Raw genomic sequence first — 23,203 nt, forward strand, 5'->3', positions numbered from 1 at the left:
GTCATCCCCCCTTACTCCGTCATCCCCGCGCAGGCGGGGATCCAGGGTTTCTCTGCTGCGGCGCTTGGGGCTCTGGATCCCCGCCTGCGCGGGGATGACGATGGGGATGGTGACCCCCGCCACCGCCCAGCCCGTCGCGACCTTCTCCAGCTTCACCTATAGCGGCAAGGACGCCTCGGACCTGCTCACCGCCGGCCCGAACGACTATCGCAACCCGGTCCTCAAGGGCTTCTACCCCGATCCCAGCGTCACCCGCGTCGGCGACGATTTCTACCTGGTCAATTCCACCTTCAGCTGGTTCCCCGGCATCCCGGTCTTCCACAGCCGCGATCTCGTCCACTGGACCCAGATCGGCAACGCGATCGACCGGCCGGGCCAGCTCGATTTCAAGCAGCTCGGCCTGTCGCGCGGCGTCTTCGCGCCGTCGATCCAGGCCAAGGACGGGATCTTCTACCTGCTCAACACCTGCGTCGATTGCGGCGGCAATTTCCTGCTGACTGCCAGGAACCCTGCGGGGCCCTGGTCCGACCCGGTCTGGCTGCCCGATCTCGAAGGCGGCATCGATCCCTCGATGTTCTTCGATGACGACGGCCGGGCCTGGGTGGTCAACAACGGCCCGCCCGAAGGCACGCCGCTCTACCAGGGCCACCGCGCCATCTGGATCCAGGAGTTCGACCGCAAGACGCTGAAGACCTTCGGCCCGCGCAAGGTGCTGGTGAACGGCGGCATCGACCTCTCGAAGAAGCCGATCTGGATCGAGGGCCCGCACATCTTCAAGAAGGACGGCTGGTATTATCTCAGCTGCGCCGAGGGCGGCACCGCCGAGGGCCACAGCCAGGTGATCCTGCGCTCGAAGAACGTCACCGGCCCCTATGAGGCATGGAGCGGCAACCCGATCCTCACCCAGCGCGACTTGGCCGCTGACCGGGCGATGCCGATCACCTCGGCCGGCCATGCCCAGCTCGTCACCACGCCGGACGGCAAATGGTGGGCGACCTTCCTCGCCGTGCGCCCGTACGAGGGAGATTTCTACACCACCGGCCGCGAGACCTTCCTGCTGCCGGTTGAGTGGAAGGATGGCTGGCCAGTGATCCTCCCGCCGGCCACCGCGATCCCCTGGACGCATGCCAGGCCCGCATTGCCCCAGGGCAAGGTCCCGATCCCCACTTCGGGCGCCTTCACCCTGCGCGACGATTTCCGCGGCAAGCTCCCGGCCTATTGGATGATGCTGCGCAATCCCCGCGACGACTGGTACCGCACCGGCGCCGCCGGCCTGATGCTCAAGGCACGGCCGATAGGTCTGGGAGACAACGCCAACCCAAGCTTCCTCGCCCGCCGCCAGCAGCACACCAATGCCGTGGCCGAGACCGCGGTGCAGTTCGCGCCGGAGAAGGAAGGCGACCGCGCCGGCCTCGTCGTGCTGCAGAACGACGATTACTGGTTCTTCGTCGGCCGCAAGCGGGTGAACGGCAAGGACGTGATCACGGTCGACCAGCGCGAAGGGCCGACCAGGCCCAGGCTCGGCAAGACGCTCTTCACCGCCGCCGCGCCCGCCGGCACGGTCAGGCTGCGCATCGCGGTGCAGGGCCGCAGCTACGCCTTCAGCTATGCCGCGCCGGGCGCCCGGCCGGCCTGGAAGCCGCTCGGCAAGGTCGAGACCGACAGCCTGACCACCAAGGTCGCCGGCGGTTTCGTCGGCTCGGTCTTCGGCCTGTTCGCTGGGGCAGGGGAGTGAGGCATCCAGAAATTCCTCCCCGGAACGGGGAGGGGGACCGCTGCCGAAGGCAGTGGTGGAGGGGGCCCGCTTTCCATCAGCATCATCGTTCGAGGAGGGCGGGCCCCCTCCACCAAGCCGCTGCGCGTCTTGGTCCCCCTCCCCGTTCCGGGGAGGAATTGCGGGCTCGCTTTGCAGTTCTAGTCCTTGCGCCCCTCCTCACCGCGGCCGCCGCACCCGACCCGGTCATCAACCTCAACCAGCTCGGCTTCCAGCCCGGCGACCCCAAGGCCGCGATCGTCGAGGCCGAAGGCGCCCCGCTCGACTGGCAACTGATCGACGCCACCGGCAACCCCGTCGCCAGCGGCAAGGCCCAGCCCTTCGGCCCCGACGCCGCCTCGGGCGCGACCATCCAGCGCATCGATTTCTCCAGCTTCAACACAGTCGGCAGCGGCTACCGCATCCGCATCGGCGCCAGCGAGAGCGCGCCCTTCGACATCCGGCCCAATCTCTACCGCCCGCTCGCCCGCGACGCGCTCGCCTTCTTCTACCACCAGCGCGCCGGCATCCCGATCGAGGCGCGCATCGTCGGCGAGAAATGGGCACGCCCCGCCGGCCATGTCCGCGAGGTCGCGAAATGCTTCGCCGGCAAGGACGAGCGCGGCACCGAATGGACCGGCTGCCCCTACAGCCTCGACGTGACCGGCGGCTGGTACGATGCCGGCGACCACGGCAAGTACGTCGTCAATGGCGGCATCTCGCTATGGACATTGCTCAACGCCTATGAGGGTAATCCCCAGGCGCTCCGGCAGGCCCCCAACGGCGCCCCTGGCCTGCTCGCCGAAGCCCGCTACGAGATGGAGTTCCTGCTCAGGATGCAGGTCCCGGAGGGCACCCGGCTGCGCGTGCCCGTCGGCAAGCCCCGGCCGGTACCGGGCAAGCCCGCCTGGGAAACCGCGCCGCCGCCCGTTGCCGAGATCGAGGCCTCGGGCATGGCGCACCAGAAGGTCGCCGATCGTGCCTGGACGGCGCTGCCCACGCCGCCGCAAAGCGACACGCAGGAACGGCTGCTCTATCCGCCCACCACTGCCGCGACGCTCAACCTCGCCGCCACCGCCGCACAGTGCGCCCGGGTCTGGCGGAAGACGGACCCCGGTTTCGCCGCACGCTGTCTCGCCGCCGCCGAGCGCGCTTTCGCCGCGGCGAAGCGCAACCCGGAAGTGTACGCCACCAACAGCTTCACCGGCTCGGGCGGCTATGGCGACAATGACGTGTCCGACGAATTCTACTGGGCCGCAGCCGAGCTGTTCGCCACCACCCGCAAGCCGGAATATCGCGCGGCGGTCGAGGCCTCGCCCCATTTCCGCGGGGAGGCCGGCGAGCCCGGTTGGCCTCAGGTCGCCACGCTCGGCACGATCACCCTCGCGACCCAGCCCGACCTGCTGCCCGCTGCCGAGACCGATCGCCTGCGCGCCAGCCTGGTCGCCGCCGCCGATCGCTTCCTCGCCGACACCCGGGCCGGCGGCTACCGGATCCCGTTCCCCAATCGCTATGGCTGGGGTTCCAATTCGAACCTGCTCAACCGCGCGATGCTGCTCGGCCTGGCCTTCGACCTGACCGGCAACGCGAAATACCGGGCAGGGGTGATCGACGTCGCCGACTATCTGCTCGGCCGCAATCCGAACCGCGTCTCCTATGTCAGCGGCTATGGCAGCATCTCGATGCGCAACCCGCATCACCGCTTCTGGGCGCCGTCGCTCGATCCAAAACTCCCCGGCCCGCCGCCGGGCGTGCTCTCGGGCGGCCCCAATGCCACGGCAATGGCCGATCCGGTCGCGATGAAGCTCAAGGGCCGCTGCGCGCCACAACGCTGCTGGGCGGACGACGTCCACGCCTATGCGCTTAACGAAGTCGCGATCAACTGGAACGCGCCGCTGGTATGGGTGGCGGCGTGGTTGGCTGAGTAAAATCCTCCCTCGCGAAGCGGGGGAGGGGGACCGCCGCCAAAGGCGGTGGTGGAGGGGGTCTAGCCGCGAGCGCGTCGCTCGCTGAGCCGCCCCCTCCGTCGCGCTACGCGCGCCACCTCCCCCGCTTGCGCGAGGGAGGATTCGCCTATTTCACGGTAAGAACAGTGCTCTTCAAATCCACCGAATTCGGCCCTGCCGAGATCGTGAACGTCCCCGGCTCGACGACCCGCTTCATCGCCACGTTCCACAGCGACAAATCCTTCGGCGTCAGCTCGAACGAAACCGTCTTCCTCTCGCCCGGCTGCAGCGTCACCCGCTGGAACCGCTTGAGCTCGATCAGCGGCCGGGTGACGCTCGCCTCGTCGTCGCGGACATAGAGCTGGACCACCTCGTCACCGGCGCGCTTGCCGGTGTTGGTCACGTCCACCTTCACGGTGACATTATCGGCGATCCCGATCGTGCCCGTGCCCAGCACCGGCGTACCCATCTCGAAGCTTGAGTAGCTCAGGCCATAGCCGAACGGGTAGAGCGGGCTGGTGTCGCCGAACAGATAGCCGCGCCGCGCGGTGGGCTTCCTGTTGTAGTAGATCGGCAGCTGGCCGACGCTGCGCGCGATCGACACGGGCAGCTTGCCGCCCGGGTTGAACCGGCCGAACACCACATCGGCCAGCGCGTTGCCGGTCTGCTCGCCCAGATACCAGCCCTCGATCAGCGCCGGTGCCTTCTCGGCGAGATAGTTGACCGCATAGGGCCGGCCGTTGAGCAGGATCACCACCACCGGCTTGCCGAGCGCGAAGATCTCCTTCGCCAGCTGGTCCTGCGGCCCGGGCAGGTCGAGCGTGTCGCTGTCGCCCAGATGCTCGTCGGCCCAGGCCTCGCGGCTCAGCGCCTCGTTGCCGCCCAGCACCATCACCACGACATCGGCGTCCTTCGCCGCCGCCACCGCGTCGGCACGCAGCTTGTCGTTGGTCGCCGCGTCGGTCAGCACCACCTTGTCCTGCGCCCAGACATGGCCCTCGGTCAGGCGCACGCCTTCCGAATAGTCGACCTGGAACTTGCCCTTGCCCTCGGCCTGCATCGCCTCCAGCACCGAGACGACATGGTTCGGCACGTCCGAATAGCCGCCGATCGGCGTATCCTTGGCATGCGTGCCGATCACCGCCATCTTCCTGATGCCGGCAGCATCCAGCGGCAGCAGGCCATTGGCGTTCTTCAGCAGCACCACCGATTCCCGCGCCGCCTGGCGTGCGAGGGCGATGGCTTCCGGCGTGTTGGTCTTCTTCGCCGCGGTCTTCACATCGGCATAGGGATTCTCGAACAGCCCGCCCTCGAACTTCATCTCGAGCACGCGGCGCACCGCATTGTCGATCTGGCCCTGGCTGACCTTGCCCTCGCGGACCAGCTGGATGAGGAAGTTGAATCCCTCCCCGTCCGGCGTCTCGACATCGACACCCGCATCGATCGCCCGTGCGCCGGCGTCCTTGACGTCCTTGAACATCTTGTGGCGCGTCACGAGCTCGCGCACCGCGAAATAGTCGCTGACCACCGCGCCCTTGAAGCCCCATTCGCCGCGCAGCACGTCGTGGAGCAGCCATTTGTTGGCATGGCTCGGGATGCCGTCGATCTCGTTGTAGCTCGCCATCACCGCGCGCACCGGCAGCTGGGTCACCGCGCTCTCGAACGGCGGGAAGAAGTCCTCGCGCAGCGTCCGCTCGCCGAGCGAGGCCGGGCCGATATTGGTGCCGTTCTCCGGCTGGCCGTGCCCGGTCATGTGCTTGAGCGTGACGAACACCTTGTCCTTGGCCAGCGGCAGCGTCGTGCCCTGGAAGCCGCGGATCGCCGCCAGCCCCATCTCGCTGACCAGGTACGGATCCTCGCCATAGGTCTCCTCGATGCGACCCCAGCGCGGATCGCGCGCCACGTCGACCACCGGCGCCAGCACCAGATTGGCGCCGCGCGCCCGCGCCTCGGACGCGGCGACGCTGAACACCTTCTCCAGCAGCGCCGGATCCCAGGTCGAGGCGAGGCCGATCGACTGCGGGAAGCTCGTCGCCCCCGGCGCCACGAGCCCGTGCAGCGCCTCCTCGTGCATGATCATCGGGATACCGAGCCGGGTCTTCTCCACCGCCCATTTCTGCGCGGCGTTGACATAGGTCGCGGTGTCCGCCGGGTTGCGGTTGCCCACGCCCGCCGCCGCGCCTGCTGCGCCATTGGCCGCCGGCGTCACGCCGCGCCGGTCGGACGGGCGCGAGACCATGCCCAGGCCGTTGGGGAAGGCCTGGCTCGCCTTGGCGGGATCGAAGTCCCCCGCCGCGGTCTGGATCCTGTCCTTGTGCTCCCAGATCGCCACCAGCTGCGCGACCTTCTCCTCCAGCGTCATCCGCGCGAGCAGGTCGTCGACGCGCGCATCCACGCTCTGGCCGGCGTCCTTGTAGAGCGGCTTGCCGGCCTGCGCGGTCTGCGCCTGGGCGGCAAGCACCGGGGTCAGCGCCGTGGCGGCGATGGCAAGCGCGGCGATGCGGCGGAAATTACGCACGTTCCTCTCCCTCTGGTGGATCGCGGCGCTCGGGCGCCGGTCTGTTCCGAATATGGTAGCGCTATCAATATCAGCGCCGATCCCGCACGGTCAACCGCGACGCACGCCCGATTGCATTATTGCTAATCGCAGCATATCCCCGAAACAATGAGCAGACCCAGCCGTAGAAGCCGAGGCACGGTCACCGTCCAGGATGTCGCACGCGCCGCCGGCGTGTCGGCCATGACGGTGTCTCGCGTGGTCAACGGCGGATCCAATGTTAGGGAAACAACCCGCCAGGCCGTCCTCGAGGCGATCGCCAAGCTCAACTATTCGCCCAACAGCGCGGCGCGCAGCCTCGCGGCGGGCGAGGCGACCCAGATCGGCCTGCTCTATTCGAACCCGTCGGCGGCCTATCTCTCGCAATTCCTGATCGGCGCGCTGGCCGCGGCCCGCCGCGCCGGCTGCCACCTGGTCCTCGAGGCCTGTGAAGGCGAGCGCGCCGACGAGCAGGCCGAGGCCACCCGCCAGTTCGCCGCCACCAGCGTCGAGGGCGTGATCCTGCCGCCGCCGCTCTCCGAGGCCGCGCCCGTCCGCGCCGAGCTCGAGACCGCCGGCATCCCCTGGGTATCGGTCGCCATGGGCCTGCCGCCCGAGCGCAGCCTCAACGTCCGCATCGACGATGCCGCAGCCGCCGCCGCGATGACGAAGCACCTGATCGACCTCGGCCACCGCCGCATCGGCTTCATCCGCGGCAACCCCAACCAGACCTCGTCGGCCGAGCGCCATCGCGGCTTCGTCGAGGCGGTCGAGGCCGCCGGGCTCGACATCAAGGCGATGCCGGTCGAGCAGGGCTATTTCACCTTCCGCTCAGGCATCGTCGCCGCCGAGCGGCTGCTCGACCGCAAGGATCCGCCCACCGCGATCTTCGCCTCGAACGACGACATGGCCGCGGCTGCGGTCGGCGTCGCGCACCGCCGCGGGCTGCACGTGCCGCAGGACATCAGCATCGTCGGCTTCGACGATACCGCGCTCGCCACCACCATGTGGCCCGAGCTGACCACCGTCCGCCAGCCGATCGCCGCCATGGCCGAGAGCGCGCTCACCCTGCTCCTCGCCCGGCTCCGTGCCCACCGCGCCGGCACCACCGACAAGCTCGAGGAGCAGGTCCTCGATTTCGAGCTGATCCAGCGCGAATCCTGCGGCCCGCCCCCGGGCGCGGGCAGGCCGGCCCCGACCAAGACGGTCCGGCGCTAGGCGGTTATCGCCATTCCACTAGCCGTCACCCCCGCGAAAGCGGGGGCCCATCTCGTGCGCGATCGGCAGATACAACCGGTGCGTTGCGGGAAAGTACGGGAGATGGGTCCCCGCTTTCGCGGGGATGACGAAGGGCGGTGCGCCGCATATCGTCAGAAGCCGCTTGGCCCCCGGCCCAAACAGGTCCAGCATGACAACGCGGGACAGAGTCGCTCCTCCGGCGTAACCCCACTTGCTTTTCCCGTCGGATCGAGCCACCGTTACCGCTAACAATGCCGCCCGGACGGGGCCGCGATGGAGGGGAACGAACCTGATGAATGATACGGCGCAGAAGGCCAATATCGGCCTGATCGGCGCCATCGTCGCGGTGGCGACGATCGGCGGCCTGCTTTTCGGCTATGACAGTGGCGCAGTGAACGGCACGCAGGACGGGCTCAAGCACGCCTTCGCGCTCGACGAGGCCGGGCTTGGCTTCACCGTCGGCTCGCTGCTGATCGGCTGCGTGTTCGGCGCCTTCTTCGCGGGCACGCTCGCCGATTCGATGGGCCGCCGCAACGTCATGCGCCTTGCCGCTTTGCTCTTCCTCGGCGGCGCGCTCGTCCAGGGCTTCGCGCACGATCACACCCTGTTCGTCATCGCCCGCATCATCGGCGGCGTCGCGGTCGGCGCGGCCTCGGTGCTGTCGCCGGCCTATATCTCCGAAGTCGCCCCCGCGAACATCCGCGGCCGGATGACGACGGTGCAGCAGATCATGATCATCTCCGGCCTCACCGCCGCGTTCGTGGTCAATTATTACCTGGCCCAGGCCGCCGGCAGCTCGCTCGGCCAGCTCGGCGGGATCGAGGCATGGCGCTGGATGTACCTGATGCAGGCGATCCCCGCCGGCGTCTTCCTCGTCGCGCTGTTCTTCATTCCGGAGAGCCCGCGCTACCTCGTCGCCAAGCAGCGCAACCCCGAAGCGCTCAAGGTGCTCACCAGCCTGTTCGGCGCGACCGAGGGCGGCCTCAAGCTCGCCGAGATCCAGGCCAGCTTCTCGACCGATCACCGTCCGCGTCTCGCCGATATCTTCGCGCCCGGCGGCTTCCTCGGCATCCGCGCGATCGTCTGGGCTGGCCTGCTGCTCGCGGTGTTCCAGCAGCTCGTCGGCATCAACGTGATCTTCTATTATGGCGCCACCCTGTGGCAGCTCGCCGGCTTCACCGAGAATGACGCGCTGCTGATCAACATCGTCTCGGGCGCCGTCTCGATCGCCGCCTGCTTCATCACCATCGCGGTGATCGACAAGATCGGCCGCAAGCCGCTCCTCCTGATCGGCTCGGCCGGCATGGCAGTCACCCTGTTCGTGATGGTCTTCGCCTTCAGCCAGGGCACGCTCGACCCGGCCGGCAAGCTGGTCCTCACCCCGCAGATGGGCATGGTCGCCGTCGTCGCCGCCAACCTCTACGTGATCTTCTTCAACGTCAGCTGGGGCCCGGTGATGTGGGTGATGCTCGGCGAGATGTTCCCCAACCAGATCCGCGGCTCGGCGCTGGCGGTCTGCGGCTTCGCGCAGTGGGGCGCCAACTATGTCATCGCCCAGACCTTCCCGAGCATGGCCAAGTGGAGCCTCACCGGCGCCTACACCTTCTACGGCGTCTGCGCGGTGATCAGCTTCTTCCTCGTCCAGAAGTTCATCCACGAGACCAAGGGCAAGGAACTGGAGGCGATGGAGGGATAAGGGCCTTAAACTCCTCCCCGGAACGGGGAGGGGGACCGCGCCCGAAGGGCGTGGTGGAGGGGGCCCGCTCTCCCCAAACTGTTTCGCTGGTGGAGGGCGGGGCCCCCTCCACCATGCTTCGCATGGTCCCCCTCCCCGTGCCGGGGAGGAGTTTTTTGGAGCATGTCATGACCACCCGCCAACCCGTCCGTCCGTTCCGCTCGCGCGAATGGTTCGCCGCGCCCGGCCGCGCCGACATGGCTGCGCTCTATCTCGAGCGCTTCATGAACTACGGCATCACCCCGGAGGAGCTGACCAGCGGCAAGCCGATCATCGGCATTGCCCAGTCCGGGTCGGACATCGCCCCCTGCAACCGCATCCATCTCGAGACGGTCAAGCGCGCCCGCGCCGGCATCTTGGCAGCAGGCGGCGTGCCGATGGAGTTCCCGCTCCACCCGATCTTCGAGAATTGCCGTCGCCCCACCGCGGCGCTCGACCGCAATCTCGCCTATCTCGGCCTGGTCGAGATCCTCAACGGCTATCCGATCGACGCCGTCATCCTCACCACCGGCTGCGACAAGACCACGCCCAGCTCGCTGATGGCCGCCTCCACCGTCGACATCCCGGCGATCGTCCTGTCGGGCGGTCCGATGCTCGACGGCTGGCACGAAGGCGAGCTGGTCGGCTCGGGCACCGTCATCTGGCGCAGCCGCCGCAAGATGGCCGCCGGCGAGATCGACGAGGCAGAGTTCCTCAAGCGCGCGATGGAAAGCGCACCCAGCTCGGGCCATTGCAACACCATGGGCACCGCCTCGACGATGAACAGCATCGCCGAGGGCCTCGGCATGTCGCTCCCCGGCTGCGCGATGATCCCCGCGCCCTATCGCGAGCGCGGCCAGATCGCCTATGAGACCGGCAAGCGCATCGTCGAGATGGCCTATGAGGACCTTCGCCCGTCGAAGATCCTGACCAAGGCGAACTTCCTCAACGCGATCAAGCTGCTGACGGCGATTGGCGGCTCGACCAACGCCCAGCCGCACCTCGTCGCCATGGCCCGCCACGCCGGCATCGAGATCACCCCGGACGACTGGCGTTCGGGCTATGACCTGCCGCTCGTCGTCAACATGCAGCCGGCGGGCGAATTCCTGTCGGAGCGCTTCCACCGCGCCGGCGGCATCCCCGCCGTCCTCACCGAGATGCTGGCCAATGGCGCGCTAGACGGCTCGGTGATGACCTGCACCGGCAGGACGCTGGCGGAGAACGTCTCCGGTCACGGCGTCACCGATCGCGCGGTGATCTTCGATTGGGACAAGCCGCTCAAGGAGAAGGCCGGCTTCCTCGTCCTGTCGGGCAACCTGTTCGACATCGCGATCATGAAGACCAGCGTGATCGGCGAGGATTTCCGCGCCCGCTATCTCTCGCGCCCCGGCGCCGAGGGCGTGTTCGAGGGGCGCGCGATCGTGTTCGACGGCTCGGACGATTATCACCACAACATCAACGATCCGGCGCTGAACATCGACGAGAACTGCATCCTCGTCATCCGCGGCTCGGGCCCGATCGGCTGGCCCGGCTCGGCCGAGGTGGTCAACATGCAGCCGCCCGATCACCTGATCCAGAAGGGCATCATGAGCCTGCCGACGCTCGGCGACGGCCGCCAGTCGGGCACGTCGGACAGCCCCTCGATCCTCAACGCCTCTCCCGAGAGCGCGGCGGGCGGGGGCCTCGCCTGGCTGCGCACCGGCGACACGATCCGCGTCGATCTCAACAACGGCACCTGCGATGCGCTGGTCGACGCCGAAGAGATCGCCCGCCGCAAGGCCGAGCCGGCCCCGCCGATCCCGGAGAGCAACACCCCCTGGGAAGAGCTCTACCGCGAGAAGGTCGGCCAGCTGGGCGAGGGCGGCGTGCTCGACTTCGCGCTCAAGTACCGCAAGACCAGCGAGAAGGTGCCCCGGCACAACCACTGAGGGGCAACCGGCATCCCACTACCAACCCGTCACCCCGGCCTTGTGCCGGGGTCCACGGTGCCGCACGGGCTGTCCGTCGAGCCTCCTGTCCTCCGCCCGCTTCCCGGTGGACCCCGGAACAAGTCCGGGGTGACGAGGGAGGATAGAGTGGCGCCCGATCCCAACCGTCATCCCATCCCACCAACCGCCATCCCGGCGAAGGCGCGCAACCCTCACCCAAACCGTCACCCCGGCCTCGTGCCGGGGTCCACGGCGCCGCACCGACAATCCGTCGAGCCTCCCGTCCTCCCCCCGCCTCCCGGTGGACCCCGGAACAAGTCCGGGGTGACGAAGGAGGGCAGGCAGTCGTCCCATCCCCAACCGTCACCCCACCCCAATCGTCATCCCGACGAAAGTCGGGATCTCAGGCGAAGGCGCGTAACCCTCACCCAAACCGTCACCCCGGCCTCGTGCCGGGGTCCACGGTGCCGCACCGACAACCCGTCGAGCCTCCTGTCCACCGCCCGCCTCCCGGTGGACCCCGGAACAAGTCCGGGGTGAAGGCAGGCAGTCATCCCATCCCCAACCGTCACCCCACCCCAATTGTCATCCCGACGAAAGTCGGGATCTCAGGCGAAGGCGCGCAACCCTCACCCAAACCGTCACCCCGGCCTCGTGCCGGGGTCTACGGTGCCGCACCGACAACCCGTCGAGCCTCCTGCCCACCGCCCGCCTCCCGGTGGACCCCGGAACAGGTCCGGGGTGACGAAGTAGGGCATGACGCAAGCGTTTGCCCCCACGCCCCAACCGCGCCAAACCACCCCCATGCACCCCCTCGACAACCCCATCTGGACCGCGCTCACCACCAGCCAGCGACACCTTGCCCGCGGCGCACCCCCGGCGCTCCGCTACGACCAGGACCACGCGATCTTCGCCGCCACGCCGGACCATGGCCCGCAAGCCCTCGCCGCGCTGGCCGCGCTCATTTCCGAGACCGGACCGGCCATCATCGCCGAAGCCGCGCCGCTCCCGCCGGTGCCGGGCACGATCGTCCAGAAGCACCGCATGGCCGTCCAGATGGTCGCAGAGCATCCGGCCCCGGCGGACGCCGATCTTGCCTTTCTCGAGCTGGGCGACGCCGATGCGGCGGAAATGCTCGCGCTCGCCACCCTCACCGAGCCCGGCCCCTTCTTCTCCCGCACCCATGCGCTCGGCCGTTTCATCGGAATCCGCCACGCCGGCAGGCTGGTCGCGATGGCCGGCGAGCGCATGGCGGTCCCCGGATACACGGAAGTGAGCGGTGTCTGCACGCACCCCGATTCCCGCGGCCAGGGCCTTGCCGGGCAGCTGATGCGCGTCGCCGCCGCCCGCATGGTCGCACGCGGCGACACGCCGTTTCTCCACGCTTATGCAGACAATGCGGGCGCGATCGGGCTGTACGAGCGGCTCGGCTATCGCTGGCGCGCCGACATCCACATCACCGTGCTCGCGCCTGCCTGAGCCGGACACCTGCCAACTTTCGGGGCGGATTCAGTCCGCCGGCACCTGATCGCGTCCGATCTCGATCAGCTCGGCCAGCACTTCGCGGGCGTGCAGCAGCTTCTCGGCGCCCATCCGCGCCAGCAGCTCGGCGTCGATCGCCTCGCGTGCCGCCTTCTGGGTGTCCGCCGCGGCCTGGCCGCGCTCGGTAAGCGTCACGGTCAGCCGGCGCCGGTCGTCGGGGTCGGTCTGCCGCTCGAGATAGCCGCGCAACACCAGCGCATCGACCAGCTGTCCCGCCGCCTGCTTGGAGACGCGCAGCTCGCGGATGATCTGGCTCAGCGGCGCCTCGCCCAGCGCCAGCGCGCCGATCACGTACAGGCCGTTGCCGGGGATGTCGTCATAGCCCCGCGCGACCAGCGCCGCGCGCATCGCCGCGCCATAGGTATGCCGGGCATGGCGGAGCAGCGCAGGCAGCGCGACTTCGAGGAGCGGGGAGGGGGTATCGTCGGACATCGGACAAGCTTCCTTCCGTCATGCCCGCAAAGGCAGGAATGATGCGAAGTACTTTACAGTCCACAATATTGATAGTCAATTAAATTGACTATTTGTCCGCCAAAGCACCCCCTAGGTGTAACCTTGGCGAACGAAAGTGTCCGCTCAGACCCCTTCGCGGACCAGCGTCCCCGCCACTCCCGGCACCGAGACCCGGAAGGAGAACAGGTCCCCCGCCTGCGGGTTGGCCGCCTTGGCCTCGGCGGAGAGGTGCTTGTTGGCGGTGGTGGCATAGACCGTCTTCAGGTCCGGCCCGCCAAAGGCGATCTTGGTGATCGCATCGACCGGAAATTCCACGATCTCAAGCAGTTCGCCCGTGGGCGAATAGCGCCGCACCGCCGATCCCATGTACAGCCCGATCCACAGGCAGCCTTCGGAATCGACCGTCGGCCCGTCGGGATAGCCCTGGTCGTTGGGGATGCGGGCGAACGCGCGCCGGTTGGTAAGGCTGCGGTCCTCGGCGACGTCGCAGGCATAGATCACCCCGCCCAGCGTATCGACATGGTAGAGGGTGCGGCCGTCCGGGCTCAGCGCCGGGCCGTTGGTGATCGAGTAAGGCGGGCTGGAGGGCACGCACAGGCCATCCTCGCCCAGCCGGTGGATCATGCCGGTATCGGCCGCCTCGGCATCGTCCATCGTCCCGAACCACAGCCGGCCGTCGGGGCAGACGGTGCCGTCGTTGAGCCGGTTGCCGGGCAGATGCGGCTCGGGGTCGGTGAGGGGAGTGAAGCTGCCGTCCTCTGGGTCGAAATGGGCGAGGCCCGTCTGCAGCCCGGCGACGAAGCCGCCGCGCTCGACCGGCAGCACGAAGCCCACCTGCGCCGGCGCGTCCCAGCTCTTTTTGTCCCCGGTTTCAGGGTCGTAGCGATGGACCTTGTGGCCCTTGATGTCGACGAACCACAGCGCCGCGTCGCGCGCCACCCAGACCGGCCCTTCGAGCAACGGCGCGGCAAGCGGCCAGACACTCTCCGGTGCCGACGTCACCACGCGCATCGCTTACCTCCAGCCTGCGTCGACGAAATACTCATGCCCCGTGATAAGCCGCGCGTCGTCGGAGGCAAGGAACAGCGCCATCGCCGCGATGTCGTCGGGCACCAATCGGCCCTTGAGGCACTGGGCCTTGACGATCTCGGCCTCGCCCTCGGGCGTGTACCACTTCATCTGGCGCGGGGTCCTCACATTGCCCGGTACGATGCAGACCGAGCGGATATTGTCCGGCCCCAGCTCGCGGGCGAAGCTGCGGGTCAGCCCCTCGATGCCGGCCTTGGCGGTCTGGTAGAGCGTCAGCCCCTCCAGCGCGAGGTGCCAGGAGATCGAGCCCAGGTTGATGATCACCCCGGCGCCCTTGGCCTTCATCCCCGGGATCACCGCCTGGGCGCAGAAGAACAGGTGGCGCAGGTTCACGTTGAGCCGGTTTTCCCAATAGTCTTCCGTCACTTCCTCGATGGTGTGGCGGTCGTCATTGGCGGCGTTGTTCACCAGGATGTCGAAGCTGCCGAAATCCTCGATCAGCTGGGCGATCTTCGCCTTGGCACCCTTGATGTCGGTCAGGTCGACATTCTCGTAGACCGGCGCCTGGCCGATGCCGGCGAGGCTGGCGACCAGCTGCTGCGAATCCGCATCGGCGATGTCGAAGAAGGTGACGTCGGCACCCTGGCGGACAAAGCCTTCGACCAGCCCCGCACCGATCCCCGAGCCGCCGCCGGTGATCAGCACGCGCTTGCCCTTCAGGCTGGGATAGATGGCACGCTGATCGCGAGTCTGGGTCACGTGCATGGGATCAGCTTCCGACATGAGAATGAATTACCTTGGAAAAACGTAGAGGGGTGGCCGCTCGCGGCGCTCACAGCAGGCCGCGGCCCGCCAGGTTGCGCATCAGCTCGCGAATGCCGAAGGTCCAGGGCGCGGCGGCCTTGGAGGTGGTGACCCGGTTGACCAGTGCGCCGAGCTTGGGGCTCGAGATGCGCACCACGTCGCCGTCCTTGTGGGTGAAGCCGCGGCCGACATGGTCGCGGTCCTGGATCGGCGCGAACAGCGTGCCGAGGAACAGCGCGAAGCCGTCCGGATATTGATGCTCGCTCAGCGCCTGGCGGATCAGGTCCGTGGGATCGCGGCTGATCTGGCTCATCTTGTTGGTGCCCTCGAGGCGATATCCCTCGGGTCCGTCGATGACCAGGTCGACCTCGGCCGCGCGGACATCGTCCATCGTGAAGCCGGCGTCGAACAGGCGGATGAACGGCCCGATCGCGGTCGAGGCGTTATTGTCCTTGGCCTTGCCGAGCAGCAGCGCGCTGCGCCCCTCGAAGTCGCGCAGGTTGACGTCGTTGCCGAGCGTCGCGCCGCGCGGCGTGCCGGTCTTGTCGACGATCAGCACCACCTCGGGCTCGGGATTGTTCCAGTCGCTGTCCGAGCGCACGCCGATATCGGCGCCCGCGCCCACTGCGGAGAGCACCGGCGCCTTGGTGAACACCTCGGCATCGGGGCCGATCGCCACTTCGAGATATTGCGACCACATGCCCGCCTCGATCAGCGCAGCCTTGAGGTTCGCCGCCTCGGCCGTGCCCGGCACCACCGAGCGGATGCCAGATCCGACCTTGGCTTCCAGGTCACCGCGGATCTCGTTCGCCTTGTCGGCATCGCCGCGCGCGCGCTCCTCGATCACTCGCTCGATCGCCGAGAGGGCGAAGGTCACGCCGCAGGCCTTGACGCACTGCAGGTCGATCGGGGCGAGCAGCACGGGACCGTTATCGCTACCAAGTTCGGACACGGCGCCAATGTCGGTGCCGGTCACGCTCGCCGGATCGGCAAGGTCGAGCAGGTCGGACACGGTCGCAGCACTGGCCGAGACATCGTAGATTCGTCCGCCGCGCAGAATCACGGGACTGGGACCCGCTTCCGTCAGGACACGGCCAACCAGAATTGCCTGCTCGTGATCGGCAGGCAGCATTTCCGCCGGGGACGCTTTCAAAATCCTCTCGCCTCGATATTAGCTTGTGATAGCGCTACCATGCCGGGGCGCGGGTAGCGCTGTCAAGCGTGTCGCGCGGCTTTAGGGGTTATTTCGGAACCGCTTCCAGCAGGGCGACGATCTCGCCGACGATCTCGGCGGGCGGGCGCATCGCCCCGTCCGTGCTGGCGTGGACCATCCGCCACGGTCCGAGCAGCCCCGCCTCGACGATCGACTCATAATTGCCGCGCACGCGCTGCTGGAGCGCGACATCGGCCTCATACTCGTCGAAGCTCTTGCTGGTGTAGCTGCGCTCGGCCTTTTGCAGGATGAGCTGGCGGGCAAGGTCCCAGGGCGTGTTGAGATAGACGGAGAGGGTGGGGACGGGCAGGGCGAACTGGCCGGTCTCCAGCGCCAGGATCCACTCCATCAGCGCGCGGCTCTCCTCCGCCGGCACCCGCGCGCCCTGATAGGCCATGTTCGAGGCGACATAGCGGTCGAAGATCAGCACGTCATGCGCTTCGACGGCCTTCAATATCTCGTCCCGCCACTCGAACCGGTCGAGCGCATAGAGTGTCGCGGCGGCATGCGGGCTGACCGGCACGGGCATGTCGCCGGCCAGATAGCGGCCGATCGTCACCCCGGCGACGGTCTCGCCATAGCGCGGGAAGCCGATCACCGTGGCGGTCTTGCCCACGGCCTGGAGCGTCTCGCAGAGCAGCCTGGAGGTGGTGTTCTTGCCGACGCCGTCGGCGCCTTCGATCGCGACAATGATCCCCATGGGGCCGCGCCCTAGCACGGGCGCCGCGATCAGAGGAAGACGGCGGAGACGATCGCAGCGAGGCTCGCCGGATCGCAGTCGTCGAGCGGGACTTCCATGTCCGGGTTGACGCTATAGCCGATCATGCGCCCGTCGCGGCCCGAGGCGACCGAGAGCAGCCGCCAGCCTTCGCCTTCGCGCAGCGCCGCAAGGCCGCCGGGCAGGGGCAGGCGATCGGGATCGGCGACCACCGTCGCCTGAGCGGGCAGGCCGCCGCCCAGCGTCGCGCGGCACACCTTGAGCCCGAAGGCGCGGGGCCCGGCGATGTGTGGCGCCTCGACGGTCTCGCCGGTCGGCTGGTGGCCGATCAGCCCCTGGGGCAGCGGCATGCCGAAGATCGGCACCAGGCGGATCGCGCTCACCGGCGCGCCCGGCAGGGGCAGCGGCACGGCCGCCGGCGCGGAAGCGACAGGCACCTCCTCGTTCAGCGCGGCGACCAACTCGGCGATGCGCTCGCGGGTGCGCGCGATGCGCGTCTCCGGATTGGCGATGGTGGCGAGAAAGGCGTCGAGCGTCCCCGCGGCATGGCGCTGCTCCACCTCGGCGCGCAGTCCCGCTTCGTCGGCGACGTCGAACAGCGCGAACAGCGCGGTCTGCACCGCCCCGTTCCAGCGGGCGAAGGGCTTCTGCGCATTCTCGACCCGCGAGAGATTGACCGGGGGCAGGCCATAGTCGCGCTCGATCACCGCGATGGTCAGCGCCGGGTCGAGCGTGCGGCGGGCGCGCAGCGCGGCGCCGAGCAGCACCGCGAAACGCTCCTCGTCCTGGTCGAGCGCGGCACCGTCGCTGAACGGCTCGGCCCAGGCGGCTATGTCGAAATCGGGCGCGTCGATGTCGATCAGCAGGTCGGCCGGCGCCAGCTCGAGCGCGGCGGCGACGCGGCGCAGCTCGTCCGGCCGCGCCACGACTTCGCCGCGTTCGATCTTCGAAAGACGAATATAGGGAATCTCGGGGATCTTGGTCGAAAGGCGGAGCAGTTTGGCAAAACCGCGCCACTGGCGCTGCTCGCGCACCCGGTTCGGGAAGACAATGGCACGATAGAAGTCGATCATGGGTTCGCCTGCGGATCCCGTCCGCATCTTACCCTTCCCGTTCGCACTTGCCATGCCGATTCCCCAGAGACTCGGCGTACCTTGAAGCAATTCAAGGATAATACAAGGTAAACGGGGTTTCGTTAATGGAATGATCCGGCCGACTGGCTGCCGGAAAGCAGGCCGCAGGGACCCGTCGGATCGAGGTCCAGGATCATCGCCAGCGTGCTCTCGCCGATGGCGTGGCGCAGCAGCCAGCCTTCGGCCGAAGGGGCCGGATGATCGGGCGCGAAGGCCACGCCGGTGCCGTCGGTGATCACGCCGAGCGCGGCGGGCGGGCTCGGCCAGCGGCCGGCGAGATAATCGAGCAGCGCGGCGGCGGCGTCCTGCAGCGCGCCTTCGTCGCTGTCTTCGGGGCAGAAGGCGTCGGGCGCGGCAGAGATCGCCGCAACGCGCTTGAAGTTGTGCCGGCGCCACCAGATCAGGTGGATCTGGCCGTCGGCCGTGGCTTCCAGACCCAGGATCAGGTCATTGCCGGCGGGCAACAGCGGCTGGGCCAGGCGCGCCGCGTCCTGCGCGAGCGCGGTCAAGCGACGGTTGGGGCGCGGCAGGGATCCCTGTGCCTCTCCGCTGCCGTTCCAGTCGTAATTGCGATGCATCGGTTCCTCCTACCCTCTCAGGGGCATTATAGGATGGGGTTGGAAACGCCGTGCGTTCGGATGCGATCAGTGAAGCGAGGCGGTCGAGGGAGCCGGGGCGACGGTGAGCTGGATCGCCTCGACGCGCTCGCCCTGCTGGGCGGCGGTGGCGATGACCGGCGAGAGTGTGGTCGGGTCGACGGCGCGGACGCTCGCCAGGCGGTTGTGCGGCAGGCTGGCATCCGGAAGGATCGGCGTGGTGCACGCGGCCGGGGCCGGGCGACGCTTCGGGGTGCCGGGCTGGCCATATTCGGCCATCACGGCGAAGCGCGGATCCTTGGCTGCGATCTCGGCGATCGCCTTGGCGGCGCGCTTGGTGATCTGGCGGACGCGCTCCTTGGTCACGCCGGTGTCGAGCGACAGGTCGTCGAGCGTGGCGGTCTGGAACACGCGGCGCTCCACGATCTCGCGGTCACGGGCCAGCTTGGCTTCGAGCTTCTCCAGCTCGGCGGGATCGATGCCATGGGTGGCCGAGCGCAGGCGCGGACCCTCGGCGCGGCGCAGCGCGGCTTCGGCGCGCTTCGGGCGGGGGCGGCGGCGGAGCGCCTCGACGCCGACCTTGCGGAGCTGGTCGACATAGGCGTCGATGAGCTCGGAGACGGCGCCCTCGGCGAGATAGTCCGACGCGGCGGCCTCGGTGCGGCTCAGGGCATCCTCGTCCTCGATCATCGCCTCGGGCGAGATCTCGTCGCCGTCCGGCGAGGTGGCGAGGGCGCTGAGCGAAACGGTGGTCGCCTCGACCTTCTTCGCCGACGGGCGCTGGTCGGTCATCAGGCGGAAGCGCAGGCTCTGCAGCTCGCCGCGGATCTGCCAGTTCACGAAGGTGGTGAACTGGGCCTTGGCGGGGTCATAGGCTTCGATGGCGCGGTGCACGGCGATGGCGCAGCACTGCTCGGCGTCTTCCCAATGTGCGGTCAGGCCGTACTGGCGGACGAAGTGGCGGATGCGCGGGGCGATCAGCTTGAGGATCTGGGCGAAGGCACGATCGACATAGACACGCTGGCGGTTGCTGCGAGCGGCGCCGTCTTGCGGCGTATTCTCGATGACGGTGGCGACGGCTGCTTCCAGCGCGATCGTGATCTTCGACATTGCAAATCCCCTGTTTCGTCGACTGCCGGTTTCGGCCGCCGCTGACAGGGGCAACATGGTCTCTAATCCTTTAACAGAACCCTTAAATTCCTATATGTAGTCCTACCAATCGTGGAATCCCTCTAAGGTTCCACGTTAACCATAAAAGTCGGAAAATATGTGTTTTTATCCGGTTTTCCGCGCCTCGAAGGCTGCGGCAAAAACATTATAGGATAAAAAAATTTACCCTGCGAACTGTTCCGGACGGATTCTGCGATCGATGAATCCGAGCAGCCATTGGCGGTGTGCCTGGGTCGCGTTGCCCGCCGCGGCGATTCGTTGTTCGGCCGCGCCGCCGCCGATCTGGGCGGCGAGCAGCATGCGGGCGCGGCCCGGCTCGATCCCGCCGGCGAGGAACTTCTTGGCGTCGCCCAGCCCGAGATGGTGCGAGAGATAGGCCGACTTGGCCAGCGTCTCGGCATCGGTGTTCACCCGGATGCCCGATTGCTCAAGCTTGGTAAGGTTGACCTTGGCGAAGTCGGCGACGGCGAGGATCGAGGCCTGGCCGTCATAGCGCAGGGCGAGCAGCTCGCTGCGCGCGCCCGCCACGACCTTGCCGCGCCCGTCGAGCCAGCCGCGTTCGGAGGCGACCTGGTTCAGCCAGGTGCCCGAGGTCTCGGCGAGATGCTCCCAGGTTCCGCTCAGGAACTGGCCGAGGCCGGCGGCGCTGGAGCGCGGGTTGCGCGACATGGTGTTCCAGCTGCCGTCGCGGCCCTTGGCCGCCTCGGCATCGACGATCGCGGCGAGCGCGGTCGCGGGGATGCCGGTGCGCGCCTCGGCCATGGCGAGGGCAGGGGCGAAACGGCTGTTGGCGCCGAGCGCGAGGCCCGAATCCACCGCGCCCTTGGCAACCGAGACGGTCGCATTGGTGCTCATCATCGCCGCCATCCGGCGGCTGCCCTGCTCGGCGGCATCGCCGATCGCGCCGCGCAAATCCTCGACGCAGTCATTGGCGAAGCTCGCGCTGGCGGGCTTCTGGTGGCAGGAGCAGGCACAGGCGCAGTGGCAGCCCTGGGCGGCGCCCGGCTGCACGCCGTTCTGCTTGCCGAGCAGCTCGAGCAGCGAATCCCCGGCCAGTCCGTTCTGGCCGATGCCGCCATTCTTCTTGTCGTCGCGGTCGCCATCGCCGAGCGCCGCGCGCCAGAGGCGGCTGGCGAGCTCGGTCTGCGCCTCGCTATAGATCACCTTGGCGCGGTTGGCCGGGCTCAGCGATGCGAGTTCTGCGCGCGGAATCATGCGTTGCGCTCCACAGCGCGGCGCGCGATGACCAGCTTGGCGGCGGCGATATCGTCGATCATCGCCTGCTCCGCACCCGCGGCAACGCGCTCGGCTTCGTCCTTGAAGCGGCCGGCGGCGCCTTCGATGGCGCGCATCGTGCCATAGACCTCGACGGCCTGGGCACGCAGCGTGGTCAGCCGGACATTGGCGAGCTGGGACTGCTGGTCGAGCCGCGCACGCTCCGCCTTCATCCGCAGCCGCCAGGCGTCGCTGGCGACCGGCACGGTGAGGGCGAGCGCGCGCTCCTCGCGCATGCGGATCTCATGGGCCAGGGTCTGCTGGTCGAGGGTGGTGATCGTCTCGACCTCGACGCTGATCGACACCTTCACGGCATCGACCTCGCGGCGCTTGACGCGCAGCGCAGTATCGAACGGGGTCATTCGCCCATCTCCATGCTCAGCGCGACGACCTCTCCGAGCGCGGCGAAGGCGGCGTCGGCACTGCCCTGGTCGTTCTTGCCCTGGTTGAGCATCGCCTCGATCCGCGGGGCGAGCGCCACTGCGCGGTCGACCTCGGGCGAAGACCCGGCCTTGTAGGCGCCCAGCCGCACCATCTCTTCCATGTCGGAATAGGTGGAGAGCAGCTTGCGCGCGCCGACGCGGATGTCGTTCTGCTCGTCGTTCATGCAGTGCGGCAGGGTGCGCGACACCGATTTGAGGATGTCGATCGCCGGATAGCGGCCGCGCTCGGCGATCGCGCGGCGCATCACGACGTGGCCGTCGAGGATGCCGCGCACCGCGTCGGCGACCGGCTCGTTATGATCGTCGCCGTCGACGAGCACGGTGAACAGCCCGGTGATCATGCCCTTGCCCGGCTCGCCGGGGCCGGCACGCTCGAGCAGCCGGGGCAGCTCGGCGAAGACGGTGGGGGTATAGCCCTTGGTCGCCGGCGGCTCGCCCGAGGCGAGGCCGATCTCGCGCTGCGCCATGGCGAAGCGGGTGACCGAGTCCATCAGGCATAGCACGTTGAGCCCCTGGTCGCGGAAATGCTCGGCGACGGCGAGGGTGGTCCAGGCGGCCTGGCGGCGCATCAGCGCCGGCTCGTCCGAGGTGGCGACGACGACGACCGAGCGCGCCATGCCCTCGGGTCCCAGATCGTCCTCGATGAATTCCTGCACTTCGCGGCCGCGCTCGCCGATCAGGCCGATCACGGCGACGTCGCATTGGGTCCAGCGCGCCAGCATCGAGAGCAGCACCGACTTGCCGACGCCCGAGCCGGCGAACAGGCCGAGGCGCTGGCCGCGGCATAGCGGCACGAACAGGTCGAGCGTGCGTACCCCGGTCTCGATCCGCTCGGCGACGCGGGCGCGGTTGGCGGCGGCGGGGGGCGGGGCCTTGATCGGCTGCGGGTCGGCGCCATTGGGCAGCGGGCCGAGCCCGTCGACCGGCTGGCCGAGGCCGTTGATCATCCGGCCGAGCCACGCCTGGGAGGGGCGGACGCTGAACTGGCCGGCGCCGAGCTCGGCGCGCGCGCCCAGGCCCACACCCTGCGGGTCCACGAAGGGAAGGCACAAGGCGACTTCGCGGTCGAGCGCGGTCACTTCGGCCTGGACGATACCATTCGGCGAGGTGATCTCGATGCGGCTGCCGATCTGCGCGGCACCGGCGAGCCCTTCCACTTCGATCAGCGCGCCGCGCACGGCGACGACCCGACCGAAGCGGCGGTCGGGGATCATGTCCCGGATCGCACGGGCTGCGCTGGCAAGCGTCTGCACCTTATAGGTCCTCAGGCTGCCTGCTGGGCGATGACGGCGTCCTCGAACGCGATCACTTCGCGCGCGCTGGCGAGCGCCTTGTAATATTCGCCCTGGGCGATCTCGCCGGCGAAGCGGATGCAGGCCGCCTTGGCCTCCTGCGTCTCGAACGCGCCGATCAGCGCGCCGACCAGGCCGACCACGGTGTCGTGGTGGCTGTCGCGGCTGGCCGGGTCGATATAGGCGAGCATCGCGGAGAAATAGAGCTGGCGCGCCGGGGTGGTGGCTTCCTCGGGGCGCATGATCTCGCGCCCGCGCAGGATGGATACCTTGTTCTCCACGGCGATCTGGGTGCGGCCCACCGCACGGATCACCGCGCCGTTGACGATCGCCTTCTCGCCGTCGCGAAGGGTGATGCGGAGCATTGGGATACAGCCTTTCGTTCGTTTGGCTGCATTATAGGATGCCTTTCGCATCAC

19 protein-coding genes are annotated in these 23,203 nt (G+C 68.4%); 6 read left to right on the top strand and 13 right to left on the bottom strand.

Annotated elements, in window-relative coordinates:
* The first annotated feature begins 100 nt into the window (after positions 1 to 100).
* Complete coding sequence (locus J2W22_RS20630; protein ID WP_307120158.1) at positions 101 to 1,735, top strand: glycoside hydrolase family 43 protein; 1,635 nt, start codon at positions 101 to 103, stop codon at positions 1,733 to 1,735.
* Between the two features lie 158 nt (positions 1,736 to 1,893).
* Positions 1,894 to 3,681 carry a glycoside hydrolase family 9 protein gene (locus J2W22_RS20635; protein WP_307120159.1) on the top strand — a complete coding sequence of 596 codons (1,788 nt, stop codon included), beginning with the start codon at positions 1,894 to 1,896 and terminating at the stop codon, positions 3,679 to 3,681.
* A gap of 145 nt (positions 3,682 to 3,826) precedes the next feature.
* Here the strand turns inward: J2W22_RS20635 and J2W22_RS20640 are convergent, their stop codons facing one another.
* On the bottom strand, positions 3,827 to 6,217 hold the full coding sequence (locus tag J2W22_RS20640) for a glycoside hydrolase family 3 N-terminal domain-containing protein (RefSeq protein WP_307120160.1): 2,391 nt from the start codon (positions 6,215 to 6,217) through the stop codon (positions 3,827 to 3,829).
* Positions 6,218 to 6,364: 147 nt separating this feature from the next.
* Between J2W22_RS20640 and J2W22_RS20645 the strand changes: the two genes are divergently transcribed.
* The 4 genes from J2W22_RS20645 (at position 6,365) to J2W22_RS20660 (ending at position 12,595) form a co-directional block, all read left to right on the top strand.
* Positions 6,365 to 7,453, top strand: a complete 1,089-nt coding sequence (locus J2W22_RS20645) for a LacI family DNA-binding transcriptional regulator (RefSeq protein ID WP_307120161.1) — start codon at positions 6,365 to 6,367, stop codon at positions 7,451 to 7,453.
* Positions 7,454 to 7,766: 313 nt separating this feature from the next.
* Complete coding sequence (locus J2W22_RS20650) at positions 7,767 to 9,170, top strand: sugar porter family MFS transporter (protein WP_307120162.1); 1,404 nt, start codon at positions 7,767 to 7,769, stop codon at positions 9,168 to 9,170.
* 167 nt (positions 9,171 to 9,337) lie between these two features.
* Entirely contained in the window at positions 9,338 to 11,116 is a 1,779-nt protein-coding gene (locus J2W22_RS20655; protein ID WP_307120163.1) for an IlvD/Edd family dehydratase, read from the top strand.
* Between the two features lie 804 nt (positions 11,117 to 11,920).
* Entirely contained in the window at positions 11,921 to 12,595 is a 675-nt protein-coding gene (locus J2W22_RS20660) for a GNAT family N-acetyltransferase (RefSeq protein ID WP_307120164.1), read from the top strand.
* 30 nt (positions 12,596 to 12,625) lie between these two features.
* Here the strand turns inward: J2W22_RS20660 and J2W22_RS20665 are convergent, their stop codons facing one another.
* From J2W22_RS20665 to J2W22_RS20720, 12 genes are all read right to left on the bottom strand, one after another.
* A complete protein-coding gene (locus J2W22_RS20665; RefSeq protein WP_307120165.1) occupies positions 12,626 to 13,090 on the bottom strand; it encodes a MarR family winged helix-turn-helix transcriptional regulator in 465 nt (154 codons plus the stop codon).
* 144 nt (positions 13,091 to 13,234) lie between these two features.
* On the bottom strand, positions 13,235 to 14,122 hold the full coding sequence (locus J2W22_RS20670; RefSeq protein WP_307120166.1) for an SMP-30/gluconolactonase/LRE family protein: 888 nt from the start codon (positions 14,120 to 14,122) through the stop codon (positions 13,235 to 13,237).
* A gap of 3 nt (positions 14,123 to 14,125) precedes the next feature.
* The gene (locus J2W22_RS20675) at positions 14,126 to 14,905 is read right to left on the bottom strand and encodes an SDR family NAD(P)-dependent oxidoreductase (RefSeq protein WP_307120167.1); all 780 of its coding nucleotides are present in this window, start codon (positions 14,903 to 14,905) and stop codon (positions 14,126 to 14,128) included.
* A 67-nt stretch (positions 14,906 to 14,972) separates the two neighbouring features.
* Positions 14,973 to 16,076, bottom strand: a complete 1,104-nt coding sequence (locus tag J2W22_RS20680) for a fumarylacetoacetate hydrolase family protein (RefSeq protein ID WP_307120168.1) — start codon at positions 16,074 to 16,076, stop codon at positions 14,973 to 14,975.
* 109 nt (positions 16,077 to 16,185) lie between these two features.
* Complete coding sequence (locus tag J2W22_RS20685; protein WP_307120169.1) at positions 16,186 to 16,857, bottom strand: dTMP kinase; 672 nt, start codon at positions 16,855 to 16,857, stop codon at positions 16,186 to 16,188.
* A 29-nt stretch (positions 16,858 to 16,886) separates the two neighbouring features.
* Positions 16,887 to 17,948 (bottom strand): helix-turn-helix domain-containing protein, encoded by a 1,062-nt coding sequence (locus J2W22_RS20690; RefSeq protein WP_307120170.1) that lies wholly within the window; start codon positions 17,946 to 17,948, stop codon positions 16,887 to 16,889.
* Between the two features lie 122 nt (positions 17,949 to 18,070).
* Positions 18,071 to 18,586 carry a hypothetical protein gene (locus J2W22_RS20695; protein ID WP_307120171.1) on the bottom strand — a complete coding sequence of 172 codons (516 nt, stop codon included), beginning with the start codon at positions 18,584 to 18,586 and terminating at the stop codon, positions 18,071 to 18,073.
* 66 nt (positions 18,587 to 18,652) lie between these two features.
* Positions 18,653 to 19,714: a sigma factor-like helix-turn-helix DNA-binding protein gene (locus tag J2W22_RS20700; RefSeq protein WP_307120172.1), complete on the bottom strand. Its 1,062-nt coding sequence runs from the start codon at positions 19,712 to 19,714 to the stop codon at positions 18,653 to 18,655.
* Positions 19,715 to 19,936: 222 nt separating this feature from the next.
* On the bottom strand, positions 19,937 to 20,989 hold the full coding sequence (locus J2W22_RS20705) for a peptidoglycan-binding protein (protein WP_307120173.1): 1,053 nt from the start codon (positions 20,987 to 20,989) through the stop codon (positions 19,937 to 19,939).
* A complete protein-coding gene (locus J2W22_RS20710; protein ID WP_307120174.1) occupies positions 20,986 to 21,411 on the bottom strand; it encodes a hypothetical protein in 426 nt (141 codons plus the stop codon). Before J2W22_RS20710 ends, J2W22_RS20705 begins: the two co-directional genes overlap by 4 nt.
* Complete coding sequence (gene fliI, locus J2W22_RS20715; protein ID WP_307120175.1) at positions 21,408 to 22,745, bottom strand: flagellar protein export ATPase FliI; 1,338 nt, start codon at positions 22,743 to 22,745, stop codon at positions 21,408 to 21,410. The genes J2W22_RS20710 and fliI overlap by 4 nt, the downstream gene beginning before the upstream one ends.
* 11 nt (positions 22,746 to 22,756) lie before the next feature.
* Entirely contained in the window at positions 22,757 to 23,149 is a 393-nt protein-coding gene (locus tag J2W22_RS20720) for a flagellar biosynthesis repressor FlbT (RefSeq protein WP_307120176.1), read from the bottom strand.
* Positions 23,150 to 23,203: the final 54 nt, after the last annotated feature.

Origin of the sequence: Sphingomonas kyeonggiensis, assembly GCF_030812785.1 — a bacterium.
In the GTDB taxonomy this organism is placed as follows: domain Bacteria; phylum Pseudomonadota; class Alphaproteobacteria; order Sphingomonadales; family Sphingomonadaceae; genus Sphingomonas; species Sphingomonas kyeonggiensis_B.